This is a genomic window from Chryseobacterium turcicum (assembly GCF_021010565.1).
Classification (GTDB): domain Bacteria; phylum Bacteroidota; class Bacteroidia; order Flavobacteriales; family Weeksellaceae; genus Chryseobacterium; species Chryseobacterium turcicum.
The window spans coordinates 1,241,059-1,268,005 of sequence record NZ_JAJNAY010000001.1 but is presented as its reverse complement, the minus strand read 5'-3'; the positions used below and the strand labels follow the sequence as shown (position 1 = coordinate 1,268,005).

At 36.9% G+C, this 26,947-nt stretch carries 16 protein-coding genes; 7 read left to right on the top strand and 9 right to left on the bottom strand.

The features are described from left to right. Positions 1-26: 26 nt before the first annotated feature. The 6 genes from LO744_RS05805 to LO744_RS05780 are packed head-to-tail and all read right to left on the bottom strand — an operon-like array spanning position 27 to position 9,544. Positions 27-5,693 (bottom strand): T9SS type A sorting domain-containing protein, encoded by a 5,667-nt coding sequence (locus LO744_RS05805; RefSeq protein WP_230667751.1) that lies wholly within the window; start codon positions 5,691-5,693, stop codon positions 27-29. 18 nt (positions 5,694-5,711) lie between these two features. Continuing rightward, positions 5,712-6,662, bottom strand: coding sequence for a formyltransferase family protein (locus LO744_RS05800; protein WP_230667750.1), 951 nt, complete (start codon positions 6,660-6,662; stop codon positions 5,712-5,714). Further along, entirely contained in the window at positions 6,647-7,768 is a 1,122-nt protein-coding gene (locus tag LO744_RS05795; RefSeq protein WP_230667748.1) for an ABC transporter substrate-binding protein, read from the bottom strand. The genes LO744_RS05800 and LO744_RS05795 overlap by 16 nt, the downstream gene beginning before the upstream one ends. Before the next feature lie 56 nt (positions 7,769-7,824). Next, entirely contained in the window at positions 7,825-8,367 is a 543-nt protein-coding gene (locus LO744_RS05790) for a phage tail protein (RefSeq protein WP_230667747.1), read from the bottom strand. Between the two features lie 38 nt (positions 8,368-8,405). After that, positions 8,406-8,945: a phage tail protein gene (locus tag LO744_RS05785; RefSeq protein ID WP_230667745.1), complete on the bottom strand. Its 540-nt coding sequence runs from the start codon at positions 8,943-8,945 to the stop codon at positions 8,406-8,408. Between the two features lie 59 nt (positions 8,946-9,004). Beyond that, positions 9,005-9,544, bottom strand: a complete 540-nt coding sequence (locus LO744_RS05780; protein ID WP_230667743.1) for a phage tail protein — start codon at positions 9,542-9,544, stop codon at positions 9,005-9,007. A gap of 899 nt (positions 9,545-10,443) precedes the next feature. Here LO744_RS05780 and LO744_RS05775 point away from each other — a divergent pair. The 4 genes from LO744_RS05775 to LO744_RS05760 all read left to right on the top strand — a co-directional run bounded on the left by LO744_RS05775 (position 10,444) and on the right by LO744_RS05760 (position 16,376). Then, a complete protein-coding gene (locus LO744_RS05775) occupies positions 10,444-13,461 on the top strand; it encodes a sensor histidine kinase (protein WP_230667742.1) in 3,018 nt (1,005 codons plus the stop codon). A gap of 52 nt (positions 13,462-13,513) precedes the next feature. Further along, positions 13,514-14,131, top strand: a complete 618-nt coding sequence (locus tag LO744_RS05770) for a response regulator (RefSeq protein ID WP_230667741.1) — start codon at positions 13,514-13,516, stop codon at positions 14,129-14,131. Positions 14,132-14,241: 110 nt separating this feature from the next. Then, positions 14,242-15,228, top strand: a complete 987-nt coding sequence (locus LO744_RS05765) for an Ig-like domain-containing protein (RefSeq protein WP_230667739.1) — start codon at positions 14,242-14,244, stop codon at positions 15,226-15,228. Positions 15,229-15,248: 20 nt separating this feature from the next. Further along, on the top strand, positions 15,249-16,376 hold the full coding sequence (locus LO744_RS05760; RefSeq protein WP_230667737.1) for a hypothetical protein: 1,128 nt from the start codon (positions 15,249-15,251) through the stop codon (positions 16,374-16,376). A gap of 177 nt (positions 16,377-16,553) precedes the next feature. Here the strand turns inward: LO744_RS05760 and LO744_RS05755 are convergent, their stop codons facing one another. Genes LO744_RS05755 through LO744_RS05745 form a run of 3 tightly spaced genes read right to left on the bottom strand, consistent with a single transcriptional unit; the run spans position 16,554 to position 19,490 of the window. Then, positions 16,554-17,693: a tetratricopeptide repeat protein gene (locus LO744_RS05755; protein ID WP_230667736.1), complete on the bottom strand. Its 1,140-nt coding sequence runs from the start codon at positions 17,691-17,693 to the stop codon at positions 16,554-16,556. Next, a complete protein-coding gene (locus tag LO744_RS20405) occupies positions 17,690-19,333 on the bottom strand; it encodes a helix-turn-helix domain-containing protein (RefSeq protein ID WP_230667735.1) in 1,644 nt (547 codons plus the stop codon). Before LO744_RS20405 ends, LO744_RS05755 begins: the two co-directional genes overlap by 4 nt. Further along, positions 19,305-19,490, bottom strand: coding sequence for a hypothetical protein (locus LO744_RS05745; protein ID WP_230667733.1), 186 nt, complete (start codon positions 19,488-19,490; stop codon positions 19,305-19,307). The genes LO744_RS20405 and LO744_RS05745 overlap by 29 nt, the downstream gene beginning before the upstream one ends. A 120-nt stretch (positions 19,491-19,610) precedes the next feature. On the opposite strand from LO744_RS05745, the gene LO744_RS05740 reads away from it, so the two are divergent. From LO744_RS05740 to LO744_RS05730, 3 genes are all read left to right on the top strand, one after another. Next, a complete protein-coding gene (locus tag LO744_RS05740) occupies positions 19,611-21,911 on the top strand; it encodes a fibronectin type III domain-containing protein (protein WP_230667731.1) in 2,301 nt (766 codons plus the stop codon). Between the two features lie 281 nt (positions 21,912-22,192). Next, positions 22,193-24,541, top strand: a complete 2,349-nt coding sequence (locus tag LO744_RS05735; RefSeq protein WP_230667730.1) for a T9SS type B sorting domain-containing protein — start codon at positions 22,193-22,195, stop codon at positions 24,539-24,541. A 101-nt stretch (positions 24,542-24,642) separates the two neighbouring features. Then, positions 24,643-26,928: a T9SS type B sorting domain-containing protein gene (locus LO744_RS05730; RefSeq protein WP_230667729.1), complete on the top strand. Its 2,286-nt coding sequence runs from the start codon at positions 24,643-24,645 to the stop codon at positions 26,926-26,928. The last annotated feature ends 19 nt before the right edge of the window (positions 26,929-26,947 follow it).

Here is a 26,947-nt window from a genome sequence, read left to right as displayed (position 1 = left end):
AGTTATGGTATTACTATTAAAATATTCTATCTTTTTATAAATTTGAATGATTTCACACCATCTTTAGTAAATACCTGAAGTAAATAAACACCTTGTACTAATGAATGTACATTGATGCTTCTTTCATTTTTAGATATTACTTTCTCAGTAACTTTTCTACCATCTGCTGAGTAAATAGCTAATCTTATAATTTTCTCCTCTCCGCTTACGTTAAGGATATCTACTACCGGATTAGGGTAAATCTGCATATCTGATGATGATTTTGTAAGGTTACCTACACCCAAAGTAGCGTTGTAAGCAAGAACAGCCAATGAAGCTGTAGACTCACAAACTCCTACTGTTTGAGTTGCATAATACGTTGTATTATTTACAATTACCGTAGTGATTGGTAAGCTTCCCGTATGGTTTGCAGCATCCGTAGCTGAAGCATACCATTTGATGTTCTGTCCAGTTACTACCAAAGCACTTAAAGTATCTCCTAAATTAAAGCTTTGTGTTGCTACCCCAGTTGGCGCCGCAACTGCACTCGATTGAGTTACTGTCGCACTCACTGTTCCTGTACATCCGTTAGCATCAGTAATGGTTACGGTGTAAGTTCCTGCCGCTAAATTAGTACGGTCTTCAGTAGTGATTCCACCACCCCAGTTGAAAGTGTAAGGTGCTGTTCCACCTGATGGAGTTAAATTAATTGCTCCTGTAGCTCCACCATTACATGCTACATTGGTAACCACTGTTGTTCCTGAAACCGCTGTAGCTGGTTGAGTAATCGTTACTGTTCTTGTAATTGTACAAGCATTAGCATCGGTTACTGTCACTGTGTAAGTTCCTGAAGACAATCCAGTAGCTGTTGCTGCTGTTCCACCTGAAGGAGACCATGAATACGTATAAGGTGCTGTTCCACCTGATACAACAATACCTGCTGTTCCATTTGAACCACTATTACATGAAACGTTCGTTTGAGAAAGCGTTGCACTCATTGCGGTAGGCTGAGTTATAGTAGCACTCACTGTTCTTGTACATCCATTAGCATCAGTAATTGTTACCGTGTAAGTTCCCGCTGCTAAACCAGTACGATCTTCTGTAGTGATTCCTCCACCCCAATTAAATGTATAAGGCGCGGTTCCTCCTGATGGAGTTAAATTAATAGCTCCTGTAGAACTTCCGTTACATGCGATATTCGTAACTACTGTTGTTCCTGAAATTGCGGTAGGCTGAGTAATCGTTACCGTTCTTGTAATTGTACAAGCATTAGCATCTGTTACGGTTACTGTATAAGTTCCTGCTGCTAAACCGGTAGCTGTTGCTGCTGTTCCACCTGAAGGAGACCATGAATAAGTATATGGAGCTGTTCCACCTGTTACAACAATACCTGCAGATCCGTTTGTTCCACTATTACATGAAACATTTGTTTGAGATACGGTTGCACTCATTACTGTAGGTTGAGTAATCGTTACTGTTCTTGTAATTGTACAAGCGTTAGCATCTGTTACGGTTACTGTATAAGTTCCTGAAGACAATCCAGTAGCTGTTGCTGCAGTTCCGCCTGAAGGAGACCATGAATAAGTATATGGTGCTGTTCCACCTGTTACAACAATACCTGCTGTTCCATTTGAACCACTATTACATGAAACGTTCGTTTGAGAAAGCGTTGCACTCATCGCGGTAGGCTGAGTAATCGTTACTGTTCTTGTTAACGTACAAGCATTAGCATCTGTTACCGTTACCGTATAAGTTCCTGCTGCCAATCCAGTAGCTGTTGCTGCTGTTCCGCCTGAAGGAGACCATGAATACGTATATGGCGCTGTTCCGCCAGATACAACAATACCCGCTGATCCGTTTGTACCGCCGTTACATGAAACATTTGTTTGAGATACGGTTGCACTCATTGCTGTAGGTTGCGTAATCGTTACTGTTCTTGTTAACGTACAAGCATTAGCATCTGTTACGGTTACTGTATAAGTTCCTGCTAATAAACCAGTAGCTGTTGCTGTTGTTCCGCCTGAAGGAGACCATGAATACGTATATGGAGCTGTTCCTCCTGTTACAACGATACCTGCTGAGCCGTTTGAACCACTATTACATGAAACGTTCGTTTGTGAAACGGTTGCACTCATTGCAGTTGGCTGAGTAATCGTTACTGTTCTTGTTAAAGTACAAGCGTTAGCATCTGTTACCGTTACCGTGTAAGTTCCTGCTGCCAATCCAGTCGCTGTTGCTGCTGTTCCGCCGGAAGGAGACCATGAGTAAGTATATGGAGCTGTTCCACCTGTTACAACAATACCTGCAGATCCGTTTGTTCCACTATTACATGAAACATTTGTTTGAGATACGATTGCACTCATTGCTGTAGGTTGAGTAATCGTTACTGTTCTTGTAATTGTACAAGCATTAGCATCGGTTACTGTCACTATGTAAATTCCTGCTGCTAAACCGGTAGCTGTTGCTGCTGTTCCACCACTTGGTGACCATGAATACGTATAAGGTGCTGTTCCACCTGTTACAACAATACCTGCAGATCCGTTTGTTCCACTATTACATGAAACATTTGTTTGTGAAACGGTTGCACTCATCGCTGTAGGTTGAGTAATCGTTACTGTTCTTGTAATTGTACAAGCATTAGCATCGGTCACTGTCACTGTGTAAGTTCCTGCTGCTAAACCAGTAGCTGTTGCTGCTGTTCCGCCTGAAGGAGACCATGAATACGTATATGGAGCTGTTCCACCTGTTACAACAATACCTGCAGATCCGTTTGTTCCACTATTACATGAAACATTTGTTTGAGATACGGTTGCACTCATTGCTGTAGGTTGAGTAATCGTTACTGTTCTTGTAATTGTACAAGCGTTAGCATCTGTTACGGTTACTGTATAAGTTCCTGAAGACAATCCAGTAGCTGTTGCTGCAGTTCCGCCTGAAGGAGACCATGAATACGTATATGGAGCTGTTCCACCTGTTACAACAATACCTGCAGATCCGTTTGTTCCACTATTACATGAAATATTTGTTTGTGAAACGGTTGCACTCATCGCTGTAGGTTGAGTAATCGTTACTGTTCTTGTAATTGTACAAGCATTAGCATCGGTCACTGTCACTGTGTAAGTTCCTGCTGCTAAACCAGTAGCTGTTGCTGCTGTTCCGCCTGAAGGAGACCATGAATACGTATATGGAGCTGTTCCACCTGTTACAACGATACTAGCTGAACCATTGGTTCCACCGTTACACGCAATATTCGTTTGAGAAAGCGTTGCACTCATTGCCGTAGGCTGAGTTACAGTAGCACTCACTGTTCTTGTACATCCGTTAGCATCAGTAATTGTTACCGTGTAAGTTCCTGCTGCTAAACCGGTACGGTCTTCAGTAGTGATTCCACCACCCCAGTTGAAGGTGTAAGGCGTTATTCCTCCTGATGGAGTTAAATTAATTGCTCCTGTTGAACTTCCGTTACATGCAATATTCGTAACTACGGTCGTTCCTGCAATTGCTGTAGGCTGAGTAATCGTCACTGTTCTTGTTAAAATACAAGAATTAGCATCCGTTACGGTTACCGTGTAAACGCCAACTCCTAAACCAGTAGCTGTTGCTGCTGTTCCACCTGAAGGAGACCATGAATAAGTATATGGTGCTGTTCCGCCAGATACAACAATACCTGCTGATCCGTTTGTACCGCCGTTACATGAAACGTTCGTTTGAGAAAGTGTTGCACTCATCGCGGATGGCTGGGTAATCGTTACTGTTCTTGTTAAAATACAAGAATTAGCATCCGTTACGGTTACCGTGTAAACGCCAACTCCTAAACCGGTAGCTGTTGCTGCTGCTCCGCCTGTTGGAGACCATGAATAAGTATATGGTGCTGTTCCGCCAGATACAACAATACCCGCTGATCCGTTTGTACCGCCGTTACATGAAACATTCGTTTGAGATACCGTTGCACTCATCGCAGTAGGTTGAGTAATCGTCACTGTTCTTGTTAAAGTACAAGAATTAGCGTCCGTTACGGTTACCGTGTAAACTCCAACTCCTAAACCGGTAGCTGTTGCTGCCGCTCCGCCTGTTGGAGACCATGAATAAGTATATGGTGCTGTTCCGCCAGATACAACAATACCTGCTGTTCCGTTTGAACCTCCGTTACATGAAACATTCGTTTGAGATACCGTTGCACTCATCGCAGTAGGCTGAGTAATCGTTACCGTTCTTGTTAAAGTACAAGAATTAGCGTCCGTTACGGTTACCGTGTAAACTCCAACTCCTAAACCGGTAGCTGTTGCTGCTGCTCCGCCTGTTGGAGACCATGAATACGTATATGGTGCTGTTCCGCCAGATACAACAATACCCGCTGATCCGTTTGTACCGCCGTTACATGAAACATTCGTTTGAGATAAGGTTGCACTCATCGCGGATGGCTGGGTAATCGTAGCTGTAGCAGTTGTTGTACATCCAATATTATCAGTTACGGTTACGGTATAAGTTCCAACTCCTAAACCAGTTGCTGTAGCACCTGTTCCCCCAGATGGAGACCATGAATACGTATAAGGAGCAATACCTCCTGATGCAGTAACTGTTGCTGTACCATTATTGCCACCATTACACGAAACATTTGTTTTAGTAGTCGTTGCAGAAACAGATACAACCGTTAAATTAGCTAAATTTGTCGTTGCAGAGCCTGAAGAATTAGTTGCAACACAACGATATTGATATCCGTTCAGTGCACCAGTTGCTCCTGTTATCGTTAATGTACTTGTTGTAACTCCCGAAAATGGAGCTCCATTAGTCAAAGCAACAAATCCACTTCCTGAATCTTGATACCACTGATAAGAAGTTGCCCCTGTTGCAGAAATAGGAAATGTAGTATTTCCATTCGCACAAATTGTTCTGTTTGGTGGATTTCCTGTAATTACAGGATTATTTCCTATAAATTGACATCCTGAATATGCCGAACCTACAGCAGTACTAAGCGACCAGTTTGCCATAGTCATTACTGCGGTACGTACCAAGGCTGCGGTCGTAGTAGGTGTTCCTGTACAATTAAATTTTCCTGAAATCGCAAGTGTATTTCCCGATACTGAACCTGTATAAAATGCACTTGTCCCTCCGACAAGCCCAGGAGGCATTAATGATGCATTAGGATTTGGATAGGATGCTCCTAAATTCCATCCAGCAGTTGTTGTAGTTGGGCTATAAAAATAATTAATTCCCGCAATACAATACGCTCCGCTTCCTGTAATGCTGCCAGCACCTCCTTGAAATGCAATAATCTGATCTCCTACATTAGACAATGAAAGTCCATTTGTAGTTGAGCCCTCTGTAAGTGTAACTGTACCATTAGGCGTTGACGTTGTTGTTGCAGGATTATAGGTAGAGGCTGTAAGCCCTACTATAGATATTTCTGTTCCCATGGGAATTGCAGTAGAGCTTACCCAAGTTATGCTAGACTCTGTTCCTCCGACAGGCTGCCATCCTGAGCCAATATACCCTCGGTCGGTAAAACTAATCGTTGTTCCTCCCGAAATAGGTGTAAGCAAGACAAAAGAAAACTTATCTCCCACACCCGATGGAGGGCTAGAATCATAGTTCGTAAAAGCGATATCTCCTGCCGCGAGAATCGTTTGAGCATTAGCCGCAAATCCCAGCAATAACGCACCCGTTGTAAGAGCCGTTCTTGTTAGCGTTTTGATTTTTGAATAAAAATTTCTCATATTTAATTCATTTTTAGGTTAAAGATTTACAAACCGACTGCCTTTTTTCATACCAAAAGCAAACAGTTTGTGACCACTCATAAATCCTTCATCTGTATAGATGATGTCTAATCGAAGTTGAGTTTCATTATTACATTTTACAATAAGACCATTGTGTTCGTCCAACGACAGAATTGTTCCAGGAACATCAGATTGATTTGAAGCTTCATTAATTACGGTTGCTTCTACCACTCTTATATTCCAGCCATTCCATTGTGTGTATGCTCCTTTATTCCACGGGTTGCAAGCTCTAGATAAAGCTTCGATGGTTTTAGCATCGTATCTTTGCCAAGAAATACAAACATCTGCGGCTGCAGGTTTTGTGAAATATTTAGCATTGCCCTCATCTTGCTGTGTGCCTTTAGAATTATTTTTTAATAAAATTAAAAGCTCACTAAGCAAGTTTGCTCCCAACCATGATAAGTTTGTACAAAGTACACCATGGGTCATTTTTATTGAAAGAGGTAAAATCTTTTTCAAAATAATTGCCCCTTTATCAATTTTATCTTCAATAGCATGCACAGTAATTCCTGTTTCCTTTGCTTCTCTTCTGATAGATTCAAAAACAGGATCTGCACCTCGCATTTCGGGTAGTAATCCATAATGAAAATTGTAAAATTTACCCGGATTTTGGTTTAAAAATTCCCCGGGTATCTTCCAAGGAAACGTCATGGTAAAAATAAACTGAGCATTAGTTTTTACCATTAATTCTTCTAACTGAGCAGAGAGAATTTCTTTTTTAATGATAAATAATGGTATGCTAGACTGTTTTGAAAGCATTATACAGAAATCTATAACATCTGTATTTCCTTCTGGCACTCCTAAAGCACAAAGTCGACCTTGCGCAGACAGAGCCTGCAAAGCCGGAATCGCCATGCGATTGTTACATAAAACTGCTATTCTGGATGTCGTCATTATGATTCTAAACATGCATAAGCATTGAGCCAAGAATTTGCCTCAATACTCTGAATGTATTTAATATTATTTTTTAAACTTTCACGCTCTGATTCTGTAACTGTAGCAACCTCAACATCTTTCAGAAGACAGTTTCCTGTAGTTTCATCTTTTGAAACCGTGGCATAATAAACCTGAGATTCTGTAAATCGGTTTTCAGGATTCATATACACTTTTCCACGTGGCGAATTGATTGTAACGCCATCGAAATTTTCGTTTTCCAATGTAATAAAGAGAGCAGCTTCCCATCCCAATAAAGAGAAAAGATTAGCCTTACCATCTTTAAGACTATTCATTACACTTACAAATGTTTCATTTTCTGGTGTTTTTAAAGTTTTAGACCAAGCTACAGAAGAACTCCAGTCACTTCCCGGATAAGGCATTTTTGAAAGCCAGGTTTCATCAGATGTAAAACCTGTTCCATACACCGAATGATTATTTACCAAATCATTACCTGCTCTGAAAAAATCATCTGCCATATCCCCACAAAATGTTGTAAGAACAGCCGTTTCTTTTTGTTGCTCAAGGTATTCTGTAAGTGGCGCCAGAGTAAAATCTTCACGACGCAAAGAGGTAATATGATTAAAACCTATGGTACCTCCTTTCTCTTCAACTGTAGCTGGATAAATATAAGAAGGGCGATAGCCTGCATCATAAAAAGAACACGTAAATGCAAAATTCTTATGCCCTTCTTCAATTGCTTTGTGCGCAATAACCCTTGTACACAAACCTCCCTGAAGAGATATAAAATAGGCATTAGAAAGTTTTCCCTGAAAAGCAGGAAAGTGATATCCGCTATCTAAAACAAGTAACGTTTTTCCCGAAGATTCGAAAAGAGGGTGAACAAATTCTGCAGAAAGAGGATTGATATATCCTATAATAATATCTGCGCCTTCTAATAGAAATTGCTCGCAACGGTCATAAATTTCTTCATGTTTTGCTGCAACCCCTACTCCAGCAGATACAATTTCATGATGACCTTCCAAGCCGATATTTTTTAACGCTTGCTTAAAGCCATCCATCAAATCAAAAGATATTGAAGGATAAATAACCGATCGTGGTAAAAGTAAAGCTATTTTCATATTTTCTTGATAAAGCCTCTAATCGAATAAACTATTAGAGGCTTTTGTATTATTAATTATGATCTTGAAGGGAAAATTCCGTATAAACAAACAATGTAATTCATTCCTAAAAACGGTTGCTGAATATTAATGGGCTGACTTCCTCCCGCAACACTTAAACTGAATGCACTTGTAATCGGTCTTAATGTTGAATCCGCAGGTTGATTTGAATACAGCCCTGCTACTGATGCAAGCGTCCCATTTGTGGGAGAACCCGTATCTCCTCCGTCTGAAAATGTTTTAATAGCAACTGTTTCTGTACCGGAAGCATGATTATGCATCGGCATATTATTAGTTGTACATGTCACTGTTGGTGTACCACTCATTTGTCCAAGTATCCAATTAGAGGTTCCTACTCCACTTCCTGTTCCCATAGGAGTTCTACCTGCAAAGTTGGGCAACATAAATGTTGAAATTCCATTTCCGCCGTACATTGTTCCTAGAAGAGCAAAAAGTGCCTGGTTTGTATTGATTGCTAACGTTTGCCCTTGGCAGAAGGCCCAATTTCTTGGAGCAAAATTCCCGGCAAACATTCTTATTTCTGATATTGTTCCATCCATAATGATTAGTTTTTTTTAAGAATTAAATATTTACTGAATTAGCTTCTGCTTGGGTAAATTCCTTCAAAGCAAATGATATAATTAGCCGCCAAAACAGGCTGTATAATCTCAAAAGGAATACCACCACCTACAGTTGATAAAGTTCCTGAAGCTGTAGCAGGAGCAATATTGGTATCGGCTGGTTGGCTAGAATAAGCTCCTTGCAAACCTCCCAAAATAGTTCCTGAAGGCGTACCGGTATCTCCAGCTTCAGAAAAAGCAGGAAATGCAATCGTTGCCATTGCAGTATGTGTATGCGCCGGCATTTGTGCAGCAGTCATTGCTACAGATTCTACGCCACCCACTTGGCCAAGCTCAATATTAGACAAGCCCGCTCCCTGCCCTGTTCCTACAGCAAGACGACCTCGTAAATCTGGCGCACCGAAAGTAGTCTGCCCATTTCCACCATATGTAGTTCCTAAAATTGAGAAAACCGTTTGATACATTGAGATGCTATATTCTGTTCCATCACAAAGCACCCAGCCTCTGGGAGCAAAATTTCCAGCAAATAATCGAATTTCTCCTATATAACCTTCCATAGTATTTTTAATTTTTTATTGTTATTAATCGTTTAAAAAAATTCACAAATGATTTACTATTAGTTTCTTGACGGAAACACTCCGTACATACAAATAATATAATTCATCCCTATTGAAGGCTGAGTAATATTTACAGGATTACTTCCACCAGCAACACCCACCTGAATATTCAGCGGAGTTGCTTTTGTACTAGAATCACTTGGCTGAGAGGTGTACATTGCACCATTTGCCGCCAAAACATTACTAGCAGGGCTTCCCGAATTTCCTTCTTCTGAAAATGCAGGAATAACGATATTTCCTCCCGCAGTATGAGTATGCGGTGGAAGATTTGATATAGCAAGTGTTGTACTATTTACGCCCGTCATTTCCCCTAAATCATAGTAAGATAATCCTGGGCCCTGCCCTACTCCTACTGCAGCTCTTCCTGCAAGATTGGGTAAACCGAAAGTGACTCTTCCATCTCCGCCATAGGTTGTTCCTAAAATAGAAAATAAGGCTGTGTTTGAGCTAATAGCCATTAAAGCACCATTACAATACGACCAATATTGAGGCGCAAAGTTTGCGGCAAAAAGGCGGATTTCTCCAATTGTTCCTTCCATAGTTATTTGTTTTTAAAGAGTGAAACTGATAAAATTTATCTTTTTAAGTAAATAGATTTGATTCTAGAGATTATCAAATTAAATTAATAGAGCTATAACCCCAGTGAATAATTCATGGGAAAATGTGTGCGGTGTACTAAGCATTTATTTATCATATGTATTTATAAAGATAAATAATACGACTTACTACACGATGTTTAAACTTCACGAAATAGTGATTATTAAATCAAAAGAGGAATCTTTTTTAAGAATTTTTTCATGTTAATTTAGTTTTTCGGTTGGCTTTAGTATTTTTCCAATTGTTAACAAATGTGGTACATAAATCAACAATCCTTAACAAATATACATTTATTATCAATATAATAATATAATTAACTATGAATATTTAAAAATTAACATTTACAAATATTACACATCAAATAATTTTTATTTATATATTTTTATTTCCAATAACTGTTGTCAAAATTAAAAATTGCAGAACATATACAACTACGTATTTATACTGATTTTAAATTCTTATTAGTGGCTTTTAGCGTTTATACCACATTACAAAGCAATTTTCGCATATTTAACAAAAATAAAAAGCGTCAAAATAGTATTCTAAAAAAACTAGATTTTTATTTCGACCGAAATCATAAGATTACCTATTATAATACTCCATAATTGTTTAACTTTAAAGTGCTTTAAACTAATTTTTATTTAACCACAAAAAAGGCAAAGGATATTTGAAATGTATATTATTAGATATTCAAAGCTCTCAAAAGAATAAAAATCAAAGATTTTTAAAATTGATGTATTCTTTTTTCATTTTAAAAATAAGCTTTAATAGAAATATCTAAATATTTTGTGCCTTTTGTGGTTAAATAAAAAGTTTAAAGAAGTTTTTTATAAAAACCAAAATGATGAAAGCTTTTCTGGTTTTATCCATTTTCGTCGCATTATTTTATCCTAAAGTGATGAAAGGGCAAGGTATTGGGAATTATTCGGTAAGTAAAATCACGCAAAATCAAGGTCTTTCACAAGGTTCCAACTATTTTTGGCATGAAGATGATAAGGGTTTCGTTTGGCTGACGGGTAATGATGCGCTCAACCGATACGATGGCTCTTCTGTGAAAACATACAACCTTAATTATTTCTTTAAAAACTGCCCTACTTTGCAACAAGGCTATGGTTTTGCAGAAGATGAAAAGCATCTGTATATCGGCAGTACCAGGGGTTTGTATATTTATAACTACCAATTAGACGAGTTTACTTTAATAGATATTTTCAAAAATAAGTTCAAGACTAAAACAGCAATTCCGATTGGTTTTGCGAAAGGTAAAATCTGGATTTTTAATGAAGATTATCAACTGGCAAGTTTTGATGTGACTTCTAAGTTTGTAAAAATGGAAGCTAAAATTCCACTGGAGCGCATAAAATCGGTACACATTTATGATAGTGAAAGTAATCCTTTTTATTTCAGACTCCCATTTTTAGATAAGAATCAGAATATCTGTTTTGTAGGCAAAAAATCATTGGTCATTTATCATTTAGATTCCGGAAAAATAGATTTTCCACTAAAGAAATATTGGGAAGATTCTGATATTACTTTTTTATCATCAACTTACGATAAACAGCAGGATGCACTTTATCTTGGGACCCTTAACGATGGACTTTTTGTGGTGAATCATCATTACAAAACCATTGTTAATCATCTGAAAACATTTCAAGACATTTCAAACATTGCGGTGACTCGAAATTGGGTTGTTTTGCACAAGAGACCTTATCTGAAAATATTTGATAAGAACTTAAATTTAAAAAAAGTACTAGACAAAGGCTACGAAAGAGCTTTTGGATTTAATTTTGACAAAATAGGAAGACTCTGGCTTTGTGACGACGGGCAAGGACAGGTTATTTTAGATTTCCGAGGAGCGATGTTGAAAAACAATCTAGATACCGAAGATTCTTTATTATTGTCTTTTAAAAAGTTTGGTGTTTCTAGTTTTAATAAGCTTGCCAACCAGAAAATTTTAATCAACTCTGCAGTTATTTTTGACCCAAAAACCTATACCGCCAAAATCTTTAAACCAGCTCAGTTTGGCAATGAATATGTGTCGAGAGGTTCCAATTACAGCTATCCTTATTCTAACGAATTGTGGCTGGTAAAAGAAAATCAGGGCAAGGCTTACGGAGAGGTTTTACTTTTTGATAAAAATCTCAACTTAAAAACAAAATTTTCTTTTGATGTAGCTTTTGGAAAGTATCAAAGTATGGCAATTTTGCCTAACTCAAATCCTTTATTTTCATTTTCTAATGGTTTGTATTTCTTGGATTTGAATTCGAAAAAGTTTAAAAAAATTGATTCTCTGCCCGATAAAAACCCATTTTTCATTAATATTCTCAGTCAAAACAGAGTGGGTATTAGCTACCTGAATCAGGCAATGGTTTTGGTGAAAATAGAGTCTGAAAACAAGTACAAAGTGATACAGAAAATATTACCAAATGTACAGGGCTTTTATATTCAGGAAGACAAAAAAAAACAGCAATATTGGGTCGGAACCAACCAGGGAATTTATCTTTTGAACAAAAATTTTAAAACCCTCAAAATTTTCGACAGCAACAACGGCTTGGCAGGCACTTATATTTACGGAATCTTGTTAGACGATTTTGGAAAATTGTGGTGCAGCCATCAACGTGGTTTGTCGAGCATTGATACCCAAACGCATTTTATTTCCAATTTTGATAAAGAAGATGGCATTCAACATTGGGATTTCAATAACAGAAGCTTTATGAAAGCCGAAGATGGTACGTTGTATTTTGGGGGCGTTAATGGTTTTAATTACTTTAAACCCCCTTTAAAATTCAATGCTTTTTATCAACCTGAAATTTATTTCGATGAAATTTCAATTAATAATAAAAGATATATCGCGCCAAACGGCCTTCAATTTTTAAAACAAATAGAGCTCAGTCACAACGAAAATAATATTGCCATAAAAGTTCTTATCAAAGATTTAGAAAATGGCTCGCAAAGAAAATTACTGTACCGAATTAAAAACCAGGATAATACTTGGCGGAAACTCCCTAAAAAAACACCTCTCAACCTCAACAGTTTGGCACCCGGAACCTATGTTATTGAATTTGGAATAGAAGACCGATTCAATGGCAGTATTTCGCATCAGAAAGAATTGACGATACACATTGGAAAAGCTTTTTATCAGACCTTTTTATTTTGGGCAATTATCGGAGGTCTTATTTTTGGTGGATTAATTTTTGCGTTTAGCCGATGGAAATTTATTCAGCAACAAAATCATTTTAAAGAACAATTGGCGCTGGAAGCACAACGGAATAAGATTACTGCAGATCTGCACGATGACATTGGTTCTACACTCAGCAGCCTTCAAATCAACTCGGCGGTGGCAGGGAAAATGATTGAAAAAGACCACATCAAAGAAGCACAGAATGTTCTAAAAAATATCGAACACCAATCTCAAAAATTATCCGAAAACATGAGCGATATTGTCTGGAGTTTAAAGCCCAATAATGATGCGCTGATGACGCTGAGCACAAGAATAAGAAATATTGTAAGCGATATTTTGGGAAGCTCCGACATCGATTATCATATTGAAATAGATGAAATTGTAAATACCGAAATCACTGATTTCAGCATCAAAAAAAATCTGATTCTCATTATTAAAGAAGCGCTTAACAATGCGCTAAAATACAGTAAAGCAAACGAAATTACCATTCAATTTAAAAGTATAAAAAATGAATATAAACTCGAGATAAAAGATAACGGAAACGGTTTTACTCAAGAAAATATGATTGGAAACGGCATTGGAAATATGAAAAGAAGAACCCAAGAAATGAACGGTTTTTTTGAAATTATTTCTGAAAACGGAACGTGTATAAAAATTAGCATCCCTAAAATTAGGGATTGAGCACAAACCGACTTTAACGTACATTTGATAATAAATAACAGCTTTGAAAAAGATGAAAATTTTCGCGTACGACGATAGCCCAGAACGCCTGCATAGCTTAAGGATTTTAATCGAGCTGTCTGATAACATGGAATATGTTGGCGAAGCACTATGCTGCGAAAACGCTGTAGAAGATATGATAAAATATCAGCCAGACATCGTATTGATGGACATTAATATGCCTATTGTAGATGGTATAGAAGGTTTAAAAATCATTAAATCAAAATTTCCTCACATCAATGTTTTGGTACAAACTGCTTTTGACGACAGTGACAAAGTATTCCGGTCTATTTCGGGTGGCGCAAGTGGATATATTCTGAAAAGCGACAACCCCAGAAGGATATTGCAGGCGATAGAAGAAGTACATGAAGGCGGTGCATCGATGAATCCTGCAATTGCTAAAAAAATATTAGAACACTTTTTGCCCTCTCAAGAAGGGAAAATTTTAACTCTAAAGGAGAATGAGGTTTTAAAATTCCTGTCGGAAGGTTTAAGCTATAAAATGATTGCCGACAAATTGGGTGTAAGCTATTCAACGGTCAATACACACATTAAACATATTTACAACAAACTGCATATTTCGTCTTTGGGAGAAGCAGTTTCCTGGTATTTTAAAAATATTAAAGAGTAAGAAAGCTGGTGGTGAAAATTTTAACCATGTTTTGTAAATCCCTATAATTAGGGATTTTTTTGTGTTTTATTTTAAATCAATTTTGAAAATCAATTTTAAAACAAAATGCTATGAAAACAATGCTACTCTCTATTTTTTGCTTTGCAATTAATTTTATCTCTGCGCAAACTTTAACGAGCATCACGCTTATTCCCAATAATGTCACACTCGGTGCAGGTTCTAATTTAAAATTAAAAGCAATCGGAATCTATTCTGACCAAAGCAGTCAGGATATCTCTACATCTGTAACATGGTCATCATCAGCACCTGCTTTTGCATCGGTAAGCAATGCCACCGGAAAAACGGGCTTTGTAACCGCAACTTCTAATGGCAATGTTCAGATTTCAGCAACGCTGGGTGCTTTTACCAATAGCGCAAACCTTACTGTGGTCTCCGACGAAGATAATGATGGCTTGGTAGACGCTTCAGATAACTGTCAGTTTTTATATAATCCTAGCCAAAATGATACGGATACTGATGGGATTGGAGATGACTGTGATTGTAATGATAACATTCCGAATCCCGGCGATTTTTTTGCGACTTCACCCAGTATTTATTTAATTCCAAATGTTCAATCGGGCGCACCTAATTTCTTTTATGCTACGGTAAAAGGAGGCAATCATCCCAGTGACCCTAACCAGATTACTCCGAATTATCAATGGTATAAAAACGGAAGTATGGTAGGCATCAATAATGATGTGTATACAGATAACACCCTCAATATTGGAGATTCTGTTTATTTAAAAATCTCTTCCGGAACAACTTGTGTTGCAGGAAATGACACCAGCAACAGTATTCTTATTTCGACCACACTTTCTACCGAAAATAATCAATTATTAAAAGAAAGCATTTTCCCAAATCCTACCAAAGATAAAATTTACTTCAAAAATATATCAAACATCAAAAAAGTAAATGTATTTGACATGAATGCCCGACTCATCAAAACATCTAAAATCAATGACAAGGCTCTCGACATCTCGTATTTACCAAAAGGAAATTATTGGGTTGAGATTATGACTTCTACAAAAACATTTAAAATACAAATCATTAAAAACTAAAATTATTAAAACAAAATATTATGAAAAATAAAACATTTACAATCAGAAAATGGGCTGCTTTTTTATTATTATTAATAGCCTTTACAGTTTTTGCACAAGAGACCAAACCAGTACAACCAATGAGTGGAACCATAGTAAAAGGCACGAAAAAGCCTGTTAGAAATGGTGTTTCAGACACACCTAGTAATACTATAAAACAACAAGATTCACCGCATTCTTCTTCCACTGGTGTAATTCCGCAGCGACCTCACACAAGAGTATTTTGTGAAAACGGTATGAAGGTTCTTAAATATTATAATGGAAAAGGACTAGTATATAATGTTCAGTATACCACTTTACCTTGTAATTCTGCAACATGGGCTATTGAAGGCATAGAAGGTGATCTTTCTGTATATGACGGCGGAGGAAGTCCGGTAAGATCAAACCATTGGAACGGAGATTTGAAAGAATTGCTTGCCATTCCTAAAGATCAAATGATGGTTCCTATTTCGCAAGGAATTCAAGAGATTGTAGACAAGATTAATAAATCAACGAAACTCAATCCTTCAATTATTACAGATCAAAATCAAACATTCTTAAAATTAGTAAAACAAGAAAAGGATACTTATGTTAGTACGTTTTCACCTATAGATGCAGAAGGTCCAGTTGGGATTATTATGGGTTATCGTTATTCTTGTAAAGGCAGTTGCCAGACGGGTTGTATGATGGTTAATGGTAAATGTGCAGCTTGCTCTTTTGCAGGCCAGACCTGTTATGAAGTGAAAGAAGGCGATTATGGTTTTTATAAAGAAATTCCTGTTCGTAATTTAGGCAATATTAAACTTGATGATAACAATGGTTCTTCTGGAAATCCCAAATATGGAGAATTAAAAAAAGCCTTACTGGCATATGATTTCAATCTGATTAATGCAGAAGTTATCAAAAAAGGTGATGATTCGGTTTTAGCCGTGTTAGTCTCTAGCGGAAAATATCCGATGTTGTTGTTCAATAAAATCCAAAACGGAACAACGTCAGAAGATTGGATTGCTTATTACAGTTCTGATTTACCAAATAATACAGCATCCATCAAAGTTTTTTTAAACATGAAAAAAGCAGAAAGCTCCAGTCGAAAAAAAGATTACGTAGGGCATGTAACTTTATTGAGATAATAAATCATTGGAAATCAATCAAAAGCAAATAACCTAGTCATGGTCGGAATTTCTTCCGACCATTTTATATTTTAAAAACATTAATAAATATAAAATTAAAGTTCCACATTAAACATCACCTATTTTTAGGCAATACATAAGAAATCTACAAAGGCAAAATAACAGCAGCCAGAATTCTTATGAGCTTAAAAGCTTTTTAATTTCTTCATGATATCGTTGATTGCGTTTTCTAATTTTTAATACAAAGTAAAAAAACAATCCAAAAATAAATGCCCCAGATAGAAGGGTTGCCAAAATAAAAATATGATATCGGGTAATCATGTCTTCACTTTTTTTCTGAGACTCTACATTATGAATATCAAGGGCATGATTGATAGAGCTCAACTCGTTTTGCTCTCTTTTGAGACGGGTTTCAAAATGCTTTTTGCTGTAGACTTGATAAAGGTTTTGATTTCCCATTGCCAAATAAGTGTCGCCCATTTCTTTATAAATCCCTTCATTAAGGGTAAGATCACCAATATTTTTACTGAGCGCTTCTGCTTGTATCAAAAAGTCTAGTGCATCTTGGCTTTGATGCTTTTGCTTTGACACTTCAGACATTCCTTTCAAAGCATAGGCTTCTAAACTTTTAGCTGCGGTAAGCCGAGCAAAGTCAATCGATTTCTGAAGCGCTTGTTGTGCCTTGTCTAGCTGGTTGATATAAAGATAGGAATATCCTATGTTATAGTAAGTAATACTTTGATTATAATAGGTCGTTTTTTGCTCGGGTACTTTTTCAAAATTTTGAATGGCAATTAAAAACTCCTGCAACGCAATCTCAGGGTTAGACTGGCTTTTATAAATGATGCCTCGCAAAAGTGTACTTCTACCGATTTCAAAATACTTCAAAGAAAGATCATCTGGAAGCTCTGCGAGATATTTGTCTACCTCATCCAGCGTTTCTATACTTTTGCTCAAAAGATCCATCTGCTGAAACTGTGCAGCGGCAGTTATCAAAACTGTAGTTAATACTTTAGGATCATTGGTCTTCTTGGCAAGCTCTCTTGCTTTGTAGATATACTGTAAAGATTCGTCAAAATTTCTTTTCGCCGTTTCTGCAGTAGAGAGAAGCATATAAATTCTAATCAAATTGAGAGGATCTTTCTCTTTTCGGAGCAAATCTTTCCCTATTTTGGTGGCATTATCCGGATTATTGTAAATCTCTTTCGTGGCTTTTCTAAGGATGATGCTCAATGAATCATCAGATGTTTTTTGTCCCGATACAGAAATTATTCCCAGCAAAACGGACAGAAAAAAAACGCGAATAAGTAGTTTCATGACCTTTTGTTTTTAATAATTTCCTGAATATAATGATTGGGCGACATCCCGGTAATCGATTTGAATACATTGGTAAATGCCCCGTGTGAAGAAAACCCCGAATACTCAGCAAGATAGCTCACTTTATAATTAAGAAAAGCAGGGTCGTTTTTTAATAAACTTGCAATATGATTAATTCTCAACTCATTAATATAGGCATTAAAATTTTTCCCTTTATTGCTGTTGATAACCTCAGAAAGATATTTTGTATTGATTTCGGTTTGGGCAGATAAAATAGAAATAGACATATTTTTGCTTAAAAAATTAGCAGAAAGCTCCCATTCTTTCAGTTTTTGTAAAATTTCGTCTTCTTTTTCTTTTGAAACTTTTTGAGATTCTTTTTCTGTATTTTTTAGCTCTTTTTCTTTTTCTATATTTTCATTTAATTTACTGACGTTTAATTGTATATAGCTATCTCTTTCTTTTTGTTTTTCAAAAAAAGCGAGTTGTTTTTTCAGGTCTTTAGTTCTTCGTGATTCGTAAAAGAAATAGGTAGCAATTCCGAGAACAAAAAACAGGACAATGATTGTGGTATTTCTTAATTGTATTATTTTATTTTGTTTCTGAATCTCAAAGTTTTTCTTGTTATACGTTTCTACCAATTTTACAATGTACTGTATGCCTTCCTTTTTATTGGTATCAAGTTTAGATTTCAAATTGGCAAAAAGATTGTTGTAATAATGGTATTTTTCATCATTATTCAATGCCAGATAATTTCGGGTGTACAGCTCGTAAAAAACAATTTTTATATTGTTGTAAGGCAGGCTTTCTATTTTTAAAAAACCTTTATCCAAGCTTTTAACGGCAGAATCGTACTCTTCTTTCTGAAAATAATAGCGTGAAAGGTTTTCATAAGCAAAAGCTGTAATAAAAGGATACTCTCCATTACGATTCACCTCATCAATTACCTCATCGAGTAGTTTTTTGGCTTCCGCAAGTTTATTTTGGCGGATGAGATAAGAAGCTTTGAAAATCTTGTTTTCCCAGATTAAAAGGGTATTTTCTTTATTCTTTCCCGTAAGATACTGATTACTTGCATGAAGACTTTGAAGGGCTTCTTGGTAGTTTCGGGTAATTCCGAAGTTGATAGATTGCAGCTGATACAGTTTTGCAATGGTAGTTCTCACCTTGGCATCGCGGCTTTTTAGCAAATCTTGGCTTTGTAAAAGATTAGAAATTATCTTTTTAGATTGATTATAAAGCCCGAGGTTTTGATATTGATCGGCTAGACTGTATTCGCTGAAGAGATGAATGAAGTAGAGTTGGCTATCTTTTCCGATATTTTCTTCTTCTTCTTTTTGGTTGTAAATGGTGAGCGACTGCACATAATTTCCTTGCATCGCATAAGCTTGTGAAAGAATATTTCTTAAAACAATTTTATGCTCAAGATTTTTATCGCTAATTAAAATACTCTGCGAATAGGCAATACAATCCTCTGGATTTTGATATAATTTTTGAAAAGATTTGTCTGTTAAAATACTAAAATCTGGCCCTTTTTGCCCATGAATAAATAGCGGACACAAGGCAATTAAAAATAATAAAATCACATTATTTCTTAGAGCTGTTTTACAGTTAAAATGGTTTTTTTTCTTGTTTTTCACTACAATTTCGATTAACTGCCCTCTGAAACAACACTTTCACAAACAATTGATTTTCAGCTTTATAATTTTTAAATTCTTGTAAATACAATGAATTATGCAAGCCTCTTTTTTTATGAAGGGCAAATATAACACTAATATTGTTTAAATCTTTAAGCATACTAAAAATTTAGACTTACTCTACAGTTTTGATAATCAAAGTAGAGAATGGAGAGGCGAAAAAAAAGCTTAATCATTGCACCCTGGTAATTACATATTAACCTTATAAAATAGAAATACTATGAGTAAACACTATCTCTTTTGGATGATCTTACTTCTTCCTTTTATGAAGCTGGATGCACAAACCTATTGCACCCCCACTACAGGAACAGCCACCACATATTACTTAAAAAATGCAATATTTTCTGATCAGGGAGCTTTCTATTATGACGCGAGCTCATATCAAGCCTATGTAAACAATTCGGCAAGTCAGATAGTGACCTCATATCCTGGCGGAACCGTAAAAGTACACCTCGAATTTGTAGGAAGCGGAGCCAAATCACTGGTTTGGGTAGACTGGAATTCTAATGGAGATTTTAATGACTTCTATGAAAACCCTATTGGTACTTCTAGTTTTTCAACGGTTGACGATCAGTTTTTTGTACCACCATCTCAGACTCCAGGTATCTATAGAATAAGAGTACAAAGTGGAACGGGTCTTTCTACCACATCAAACCCATGTGGTCCTAATCCCAATGGTAATGGAAACTTTGTAGATTTTAGTTTACAAATTGTGGCAACCCCTACTTGTTTTGTTCCTAGCACACTTACGAGCAGCTCTATAACCAATAATAGCGCGACCATCTCTTGGGATGCACCCACTACTGCACCCAATGACGGTTACGAATATTATTATTCTGCAAACAATACACCACCCGACAATACAACGACAGCGTTAGGAACAAGTACAACGACTTCCGCACCACTTAGTGGACTGTCTTCATTTACAACATATTACTATTATGTAAGATCTGTTTGTGGTACCTCTGCAAAAAGCGCATGGTCTCTAAGAGGAGCATTTAAAACAAAATGCGATCCTATGACGGCGATGTTCCAAGATTTTGAAACAGCTACAGCTGGAATAACCAATGCTGATTGTTGGGATAGAATTATTCTAGGCAGCGGTTATCAAACCATTAATGCTTCGGCAGGTGTTAATAATTCTAAAGGAATGTACCAAAGTGCCAATGGTGCTGCTAATACTGCAATTGCTGTACTTCCTTTCTTTAGTAATGTTAGCGCGGGAACTCATTGGTTGAGATTGAAAGCCAAAGTAAGCAGCACCGCAGGAGTATTAGACATCGGTTATGTTACTAATGATACAGACGCAGCTTCATTTGTGAATATTCAATCAATAAACATCAGCAATACTGTATATGACGGGTTTGAATACAGCGTAGTTATTCCAACTACTGTACCTGCTAATGCTAGACTTGCCATAAGACATGGTGGAGTTCCTGCCGTGAATATCTATTGGGATAATGTATATTGGGAAGCTAAGCCTACTTGTTTAGCCCCAACCAATGTTATTTTATCTAATATGACCAGTGCGACAGTAGATGCAGCATGGACTGCTCCCGCTTCAGCTCCTGGTATGGGCTACGATATTTATTACAGTACAAACAGCACACCTCCTACCTCATCTTCTGTACCCAACTTAACGGGTATAACAGCAAATCCTTATACGATTCAGGGGCTTAGTTCGGCTACTACTTATTATATCTGGGTAAGATCGAGATGCACTGCAACAGACCAAAGCGCATGGACAAATGTTGCTTCAGCATTAACTCTTTGTGCGCCAGTTACTACATTATCCGAGAATTTCGATTCTTATGGCACAGCAGCTTTTACAAGTTTACCTTGTTGGGGAAGAGTGCAAGCAGGGTTAGGAGGAACCAATACAAATGGGAATGGCTCAATGTCTGGAACGAGACATGTCTCGCAAAGAAGTATTACAACAGGTGATTACACAATTGCTGTGTTGCCAGAATTTAGCAATGTAAATGTGGGAGGATATTCATTATCTTTTAATGCGTATTGTGCAGTAAGTACAGGTAAACTAGATGTTGGTTATTTAACAAACCCTGCCGATGCCGCTACGTTCATCACTTTAGAACAATTAAATATTACAAATACTTCTTATACGCCAGCTACTGGGACTAGTTTGTATTCTGTTGCGGTTCCCAATACAGTTCCGGCAGGAGCAAGATTGGCTATTCGCAATACTTTCGCACTTTCTGGGAATGCATTTTACTATTGGGATAACATCTCTTGGGCTCCTACAGTAGTATTGGGCGTAAGCGACATTTCAGCAAAACAAGACATTGTGATCTATCCTAATCCGTTTACAGATACCATTACCATTTCAGGAGATGTACAGTTGCAGTCTGTTGTGGTTTATGATCTTTCAGGTAAAATGATTAAAGAATTCAAAGGATCTGAAAAAACAATTTCATTACACAGCCTTACATCAGGGGTGTATATGGTAAAATTGAATATGAAGAATGGAAGCTCTAAAACTGTGAAAGCAGTTAAAAAATAATATGTTGTCGCTGTCATAGCATGCGGTGGTAGTAGCGCCGCTGTTATGGCAGCTTTTTTTTTAAAATAACACCTACCCAAAATCATTTCTATGCAAAAAATCTACTGATTATAATTTTAATCTTACAGGAGATCGTAATTATTAAGATTTTCATCTTTTGGCATCATTACTCGTGAATGACTTTCCAGAAAAATGAATCATTTTAATAACTCTATTTTAAAAATACATTGTATTGATTATTCAACAAACGATGATTCCTGTTATTACAATATAATTCTCTAATGATACTCCAAAATACTTATTATCATATAAAAAAAGAATCTTCATTATTGAAGAAGGTTGTGTTTGGTTTATTGCTTTTCCTTTTTGCAAGCAATAATCTTTTTTCGCAAAGAGATACAGAACATTGGTTTGCACCAACAAAGCAAGGTTTTGCTTCTAATACGAATAGACAGGCGTTGTTTTTATCAACAGATGCTACAACTCCTTTTCCCGTTACGATTTACAATAACAATATTGCTATTGGCACAGTAACCATCAGCAAAGGAAATCCTATCTCATTCGACGTACCCACAAATTTCATGATTACAGATTCTCAGGCTGAGGTATTTACGATCAAAACCCGAGGATTGTATCTAAAAGGAGATAAACCTTTTTTCTGCACCTTTAGATTTTCTATTGATAAACATGGCGAAATATTAACATCAAAAGGAAAAGCAGGGATAGGTAATAAATTTTATGTTGCCCATGTCAACTTACCACAAGCTGATAGTTCTTATAATTTCAGCTGTGGAATTTTAGCTACAGAAGATAACACTGAGGTGATAGTATCGGGCTATAGTCCTTCCGTTCAGTTTTCCAATGGAACTACAGGAACCAATACCCCAACGATGACCTTTATATTGAATAAAGGACAATCTTATCTCATCGATGGAAAAGGTTCAGCAATCGGAAATCTTACAGGTTTTATAGGAACTAAAATCATCTCTAATAAACCCATTAGTGTGACCAACGGAAACTTTAATGGTCAACATACAACAATAGGAAATGGCGGAGGAGGAAATGATATTTATATGGACCAATCTATTCCTGTTGAACGTCTGGGAGATGAATATATTTTAATGAAAGGCATGGCGCCTCTTTCTTATGAGCTGGAAGGTGCTATTGTAGTGGCTACTGAAAACAACACACAAGTGTATCTAAATGACGACACGATTCCTGTAGCAACTTTAAATGAAGGACAATTTTATAGAATTGGATCCACAGGATATATCAGTCAGAATTTCAGTGGGCATTATAATATGAGAGTTCGCTCTACCAAAAACATTTATGTCTATCAGCTTTTGTCAGGAGGTAGCACAGGAACGTATTACAACACAGGTGGGGCCAATTATATTCCTCCCATTAATTGTTTTCTTCCTAAAAAAATTGATGAGATAGGCTTTATTAATACGCTACCTTACCTTAATCCTGCTACTCCTATAGTAAAGCTTAATATTATTACCGAAGCTGGAGCTACAGTAACCGTTAACGGAACTGTTTTATCAGGAATTCAGGGGCCTTATCCTGTTACCGGAAACCTCAATTGGCAAACTTACTCAGTACCCAATGTTACAGGAAATATTACGGTACAATCTACCAAAGCTGTCACTGCAGGGATTGTAGCTAGTCATGAAGCTGTAGGTTACGGAGGTTATTTTGCAGGTTTTTCTTCTATTCCGGTGATATCCAAAAAGAATGGAAACTGTATTCCCGGAATGATTTTAGAAGTAGACGACAGCTACGTTTCTTATCAATGGAATTTTAATGGAAATCCTATTCCAGGAGCGACAACAAAGACTTATTCGCCAACAAAGACAGGAAACTACACCGTAACTGTATCAGTTGGTGGAACTTGTCCTCCCGCAACCACTCCGGTTTTTGAAGTGGTAACCTCTACAAAAACTCCTACTCTCCTTACTGATAAGGTAATCTGTATTGATGAAAGAACAACGCTGGATGCAGGCTCTGGTTTCGAATCTTACGAATGGAGTACCGGAGAAACTACACAATCTATATCTAATGTAGGAATAGGGAAATATTCGGTTACTTTAAAATATAATGGTTGTTTCAATACTTATGAAGTTGAGATAAAAGCACCAGCCCAACCTGTTATTAACAAAGTTGACCTTCAAAATAATACGGCAACCGTTACCGTAACTGGAGGCCAGCCCCCTTATTTATATTCAAAAGACAATGTAAAATGGCAGGCTTCTAATGTGTTTTTGGGACTTTCTAACGGGCAAAACAGATTTTATGTGAAAGATGCATTCAATTGTGACCCTGTAAGTGTAGAAATGACCATCATCAACAGGATTAATGCAATCACTCCAAACGGAGATCATAAAAATGATATTATTTCTTACGCAGAGCTAGGGTACAAAAAAGACTTATCATTCTCGGTATACGACCGATACGGAAATCAGGTGTTTAAAGGAACTGCTTTCAACAACTATACATGGGACGGAAAATTTAGCAATAAAAAAATGCTTACCGGAACTTATTGGTATGAAATCTCTTGGAAAGAATCTAATCCTGAAAACACGCTTATCAAATACAACGGCTGGATTTTATTGAAAAACGCCCTTTAATATTTGATACTAAAACTTTTTTAATACGAGCAATATTGCCGAAAGAAGCTATTTTTTGAAACAGCTGTTCATCGGTTTAAATTTAATTTACCTTATAATTTATGAAAAGAATACTATTAATAGTCATGCTGTTTTTCTTCTCGATTTCTATTTGGGCACAAAGAGATACAGAGCACTGGTTTGCACCAATGATGTCTAGGTTTAATGAGTCTAATAAGCAGGCGTTGTTTTTATCAACCGATTCTACAACTCCTTTTCCTGTTACGATTTACAATAATAATATTGCAATTGGTACCGTAACCATCAGCAAAGGAAATCCACAGTCTTTTGACGTTGCCACAGACCTTATGATGACAAATTCTCAAACTGAGATATTTACTGTCAAAGCCCGAGGACTGTACGTAAAAGGGGATAAACCGTTTTTCTGTACGTTCAGGTTTTCAACGAAGAATCATGGTGAAATTTTAACCTCCAAAGGAAAAGCAGGGGTTGGGACAAAGTTTTATGTAGCATACGGACCTCTTGCCATTTTATCTTCAAGTAATAACTTCACTTGTGGCGTTTTAGCTACAGAAGACAATACCAAGGTAACAATATCTAATTACAATGCTGCAGTTCAGTTTTCTAACGGTACCACAGGAGCTACTAATCCTACCCTTACTTTTACATTAAATAAAGGGCAATCTTATATCGTAGAAGGATTAGGAAATCAGCCAGGGAATCAAACAGGCTTTTTAGGAGCAAAAATTGAATCGGATAAACCCGTAACCGTTACCAATGGTAATTTTAATGGTCAGGTTGTAAATTCAAGCAACGGTTCAGATATTTTGATGGACCAGTCTATTCCTGTAGAACGACTGGGTGATGAGTTTGCCCTAATTAAAGGAATGGCACCGATAAGCTCAAATGTAGAAGGAGCTGTAATCGTAGCAACAGAAAATAATACCCAAGTCTATGTAAATGATGAAGTAACTCCCATTGCAACCTTGAATGAAGGACAATTTTATCATATTGGGTCTTCTTCATTTGTCAATCAGAACTTCACGGGACATTACAATATGAGAATCCGTTCTACTAAAAAAATCTATGTATACCAACTGATGGCGGGCACTCAAGTTTCTTTTGTAGAAATAACCATTGGAGCCAATTACATTCCCCCATTAAGCTGTTTTCTTCCTAAAAAAATTGATGAAATAGGTCTTATTAACACACTACCCTATTACATGCCTATCACTCCAGCGGTTAAACTGAATATTATTACCGAAAAAGGAGCTACAGTATCTGTTAACGGAACACCTTTAACCGCAGCACAAGGGCCATTCCCTATTACCGGAAACCTTAATTGGGAATCTTACTCTGTACCCAATGTTACAGGAAATATTACCGTACAATCTACCAAAGCTGTGACTGCAGGAATTGCTGCAGGAGACGGAAATGTAGGTTATGGTGGTTATTTTGCAGGTTTTTCTTCTATTCCGGTGATATCCAAAAAGAATGGAAACTGTATTCCCGGAATGATTTTAGAAGTAGACGACAGCTACGTTTCTTATCAATGGAATTTTAATGGAAATCCTATTCCGGGAGCAACAACAAATACTTATTCACCAACAAAGGCAGGAAGTTATACCGCTACCGTATCAGTAGGTGGAACTTGTCCTCCCGCAACCACTCCTATTTTTGAAGTGGTAACGTCTACAAAAATTCCTACGCTCCTTACTGATAAGGTAATCTGTGTTGATGAAAGAATAACGCTGGATGCAGGCTCTGGTTTCGAATCTTACGAATGGAGCACTGGAGAAACTACACAATCTATATCTAATGTAGGAGTTGGAAAATATTCGGTTACTTTAAAATATAATGGTTGTTTCAACACTTATGAAGTTGAGATAAAAGCAGCACCGGAACCTGTTATTAAAAACATTGACCTTCAAAATAACACAGCCACCGTTACCGCAATTGGTGGAAAGCCCCCTTATTTATATTCAAAAGACAATGTAAAATGGCAAGCTTCTAATGTGTTTTTGGGACTTTCTAACGGGCAAAATAGATTTTATGTGAAAGATGCATTCAATTGTGACCCTGTAAGTGTAGAAATGACCATCATCAACAGGATTAATGCAATTACTCCAAACGGAGATCATAAAAACGATATTATTTCTTACGCAGAGCTAGGTTACAAAAAAGACTTGTCATTCTCGGTATACGACCGATACGGAAATCAGGTATTTAAAGGAACTGCTTTCAACAACTATACATGGGACGGAAAATTTAGCAACAAAAAAATGCTTACCGGAACTTATTGGTATGAAATCTCTTGGAAAGAATCTAACCCTGAAAACACGATAATCAAATACAACGGCTGGATTTTATTGAAAAATGCCAATTAATATTTGATACTAAAACTTT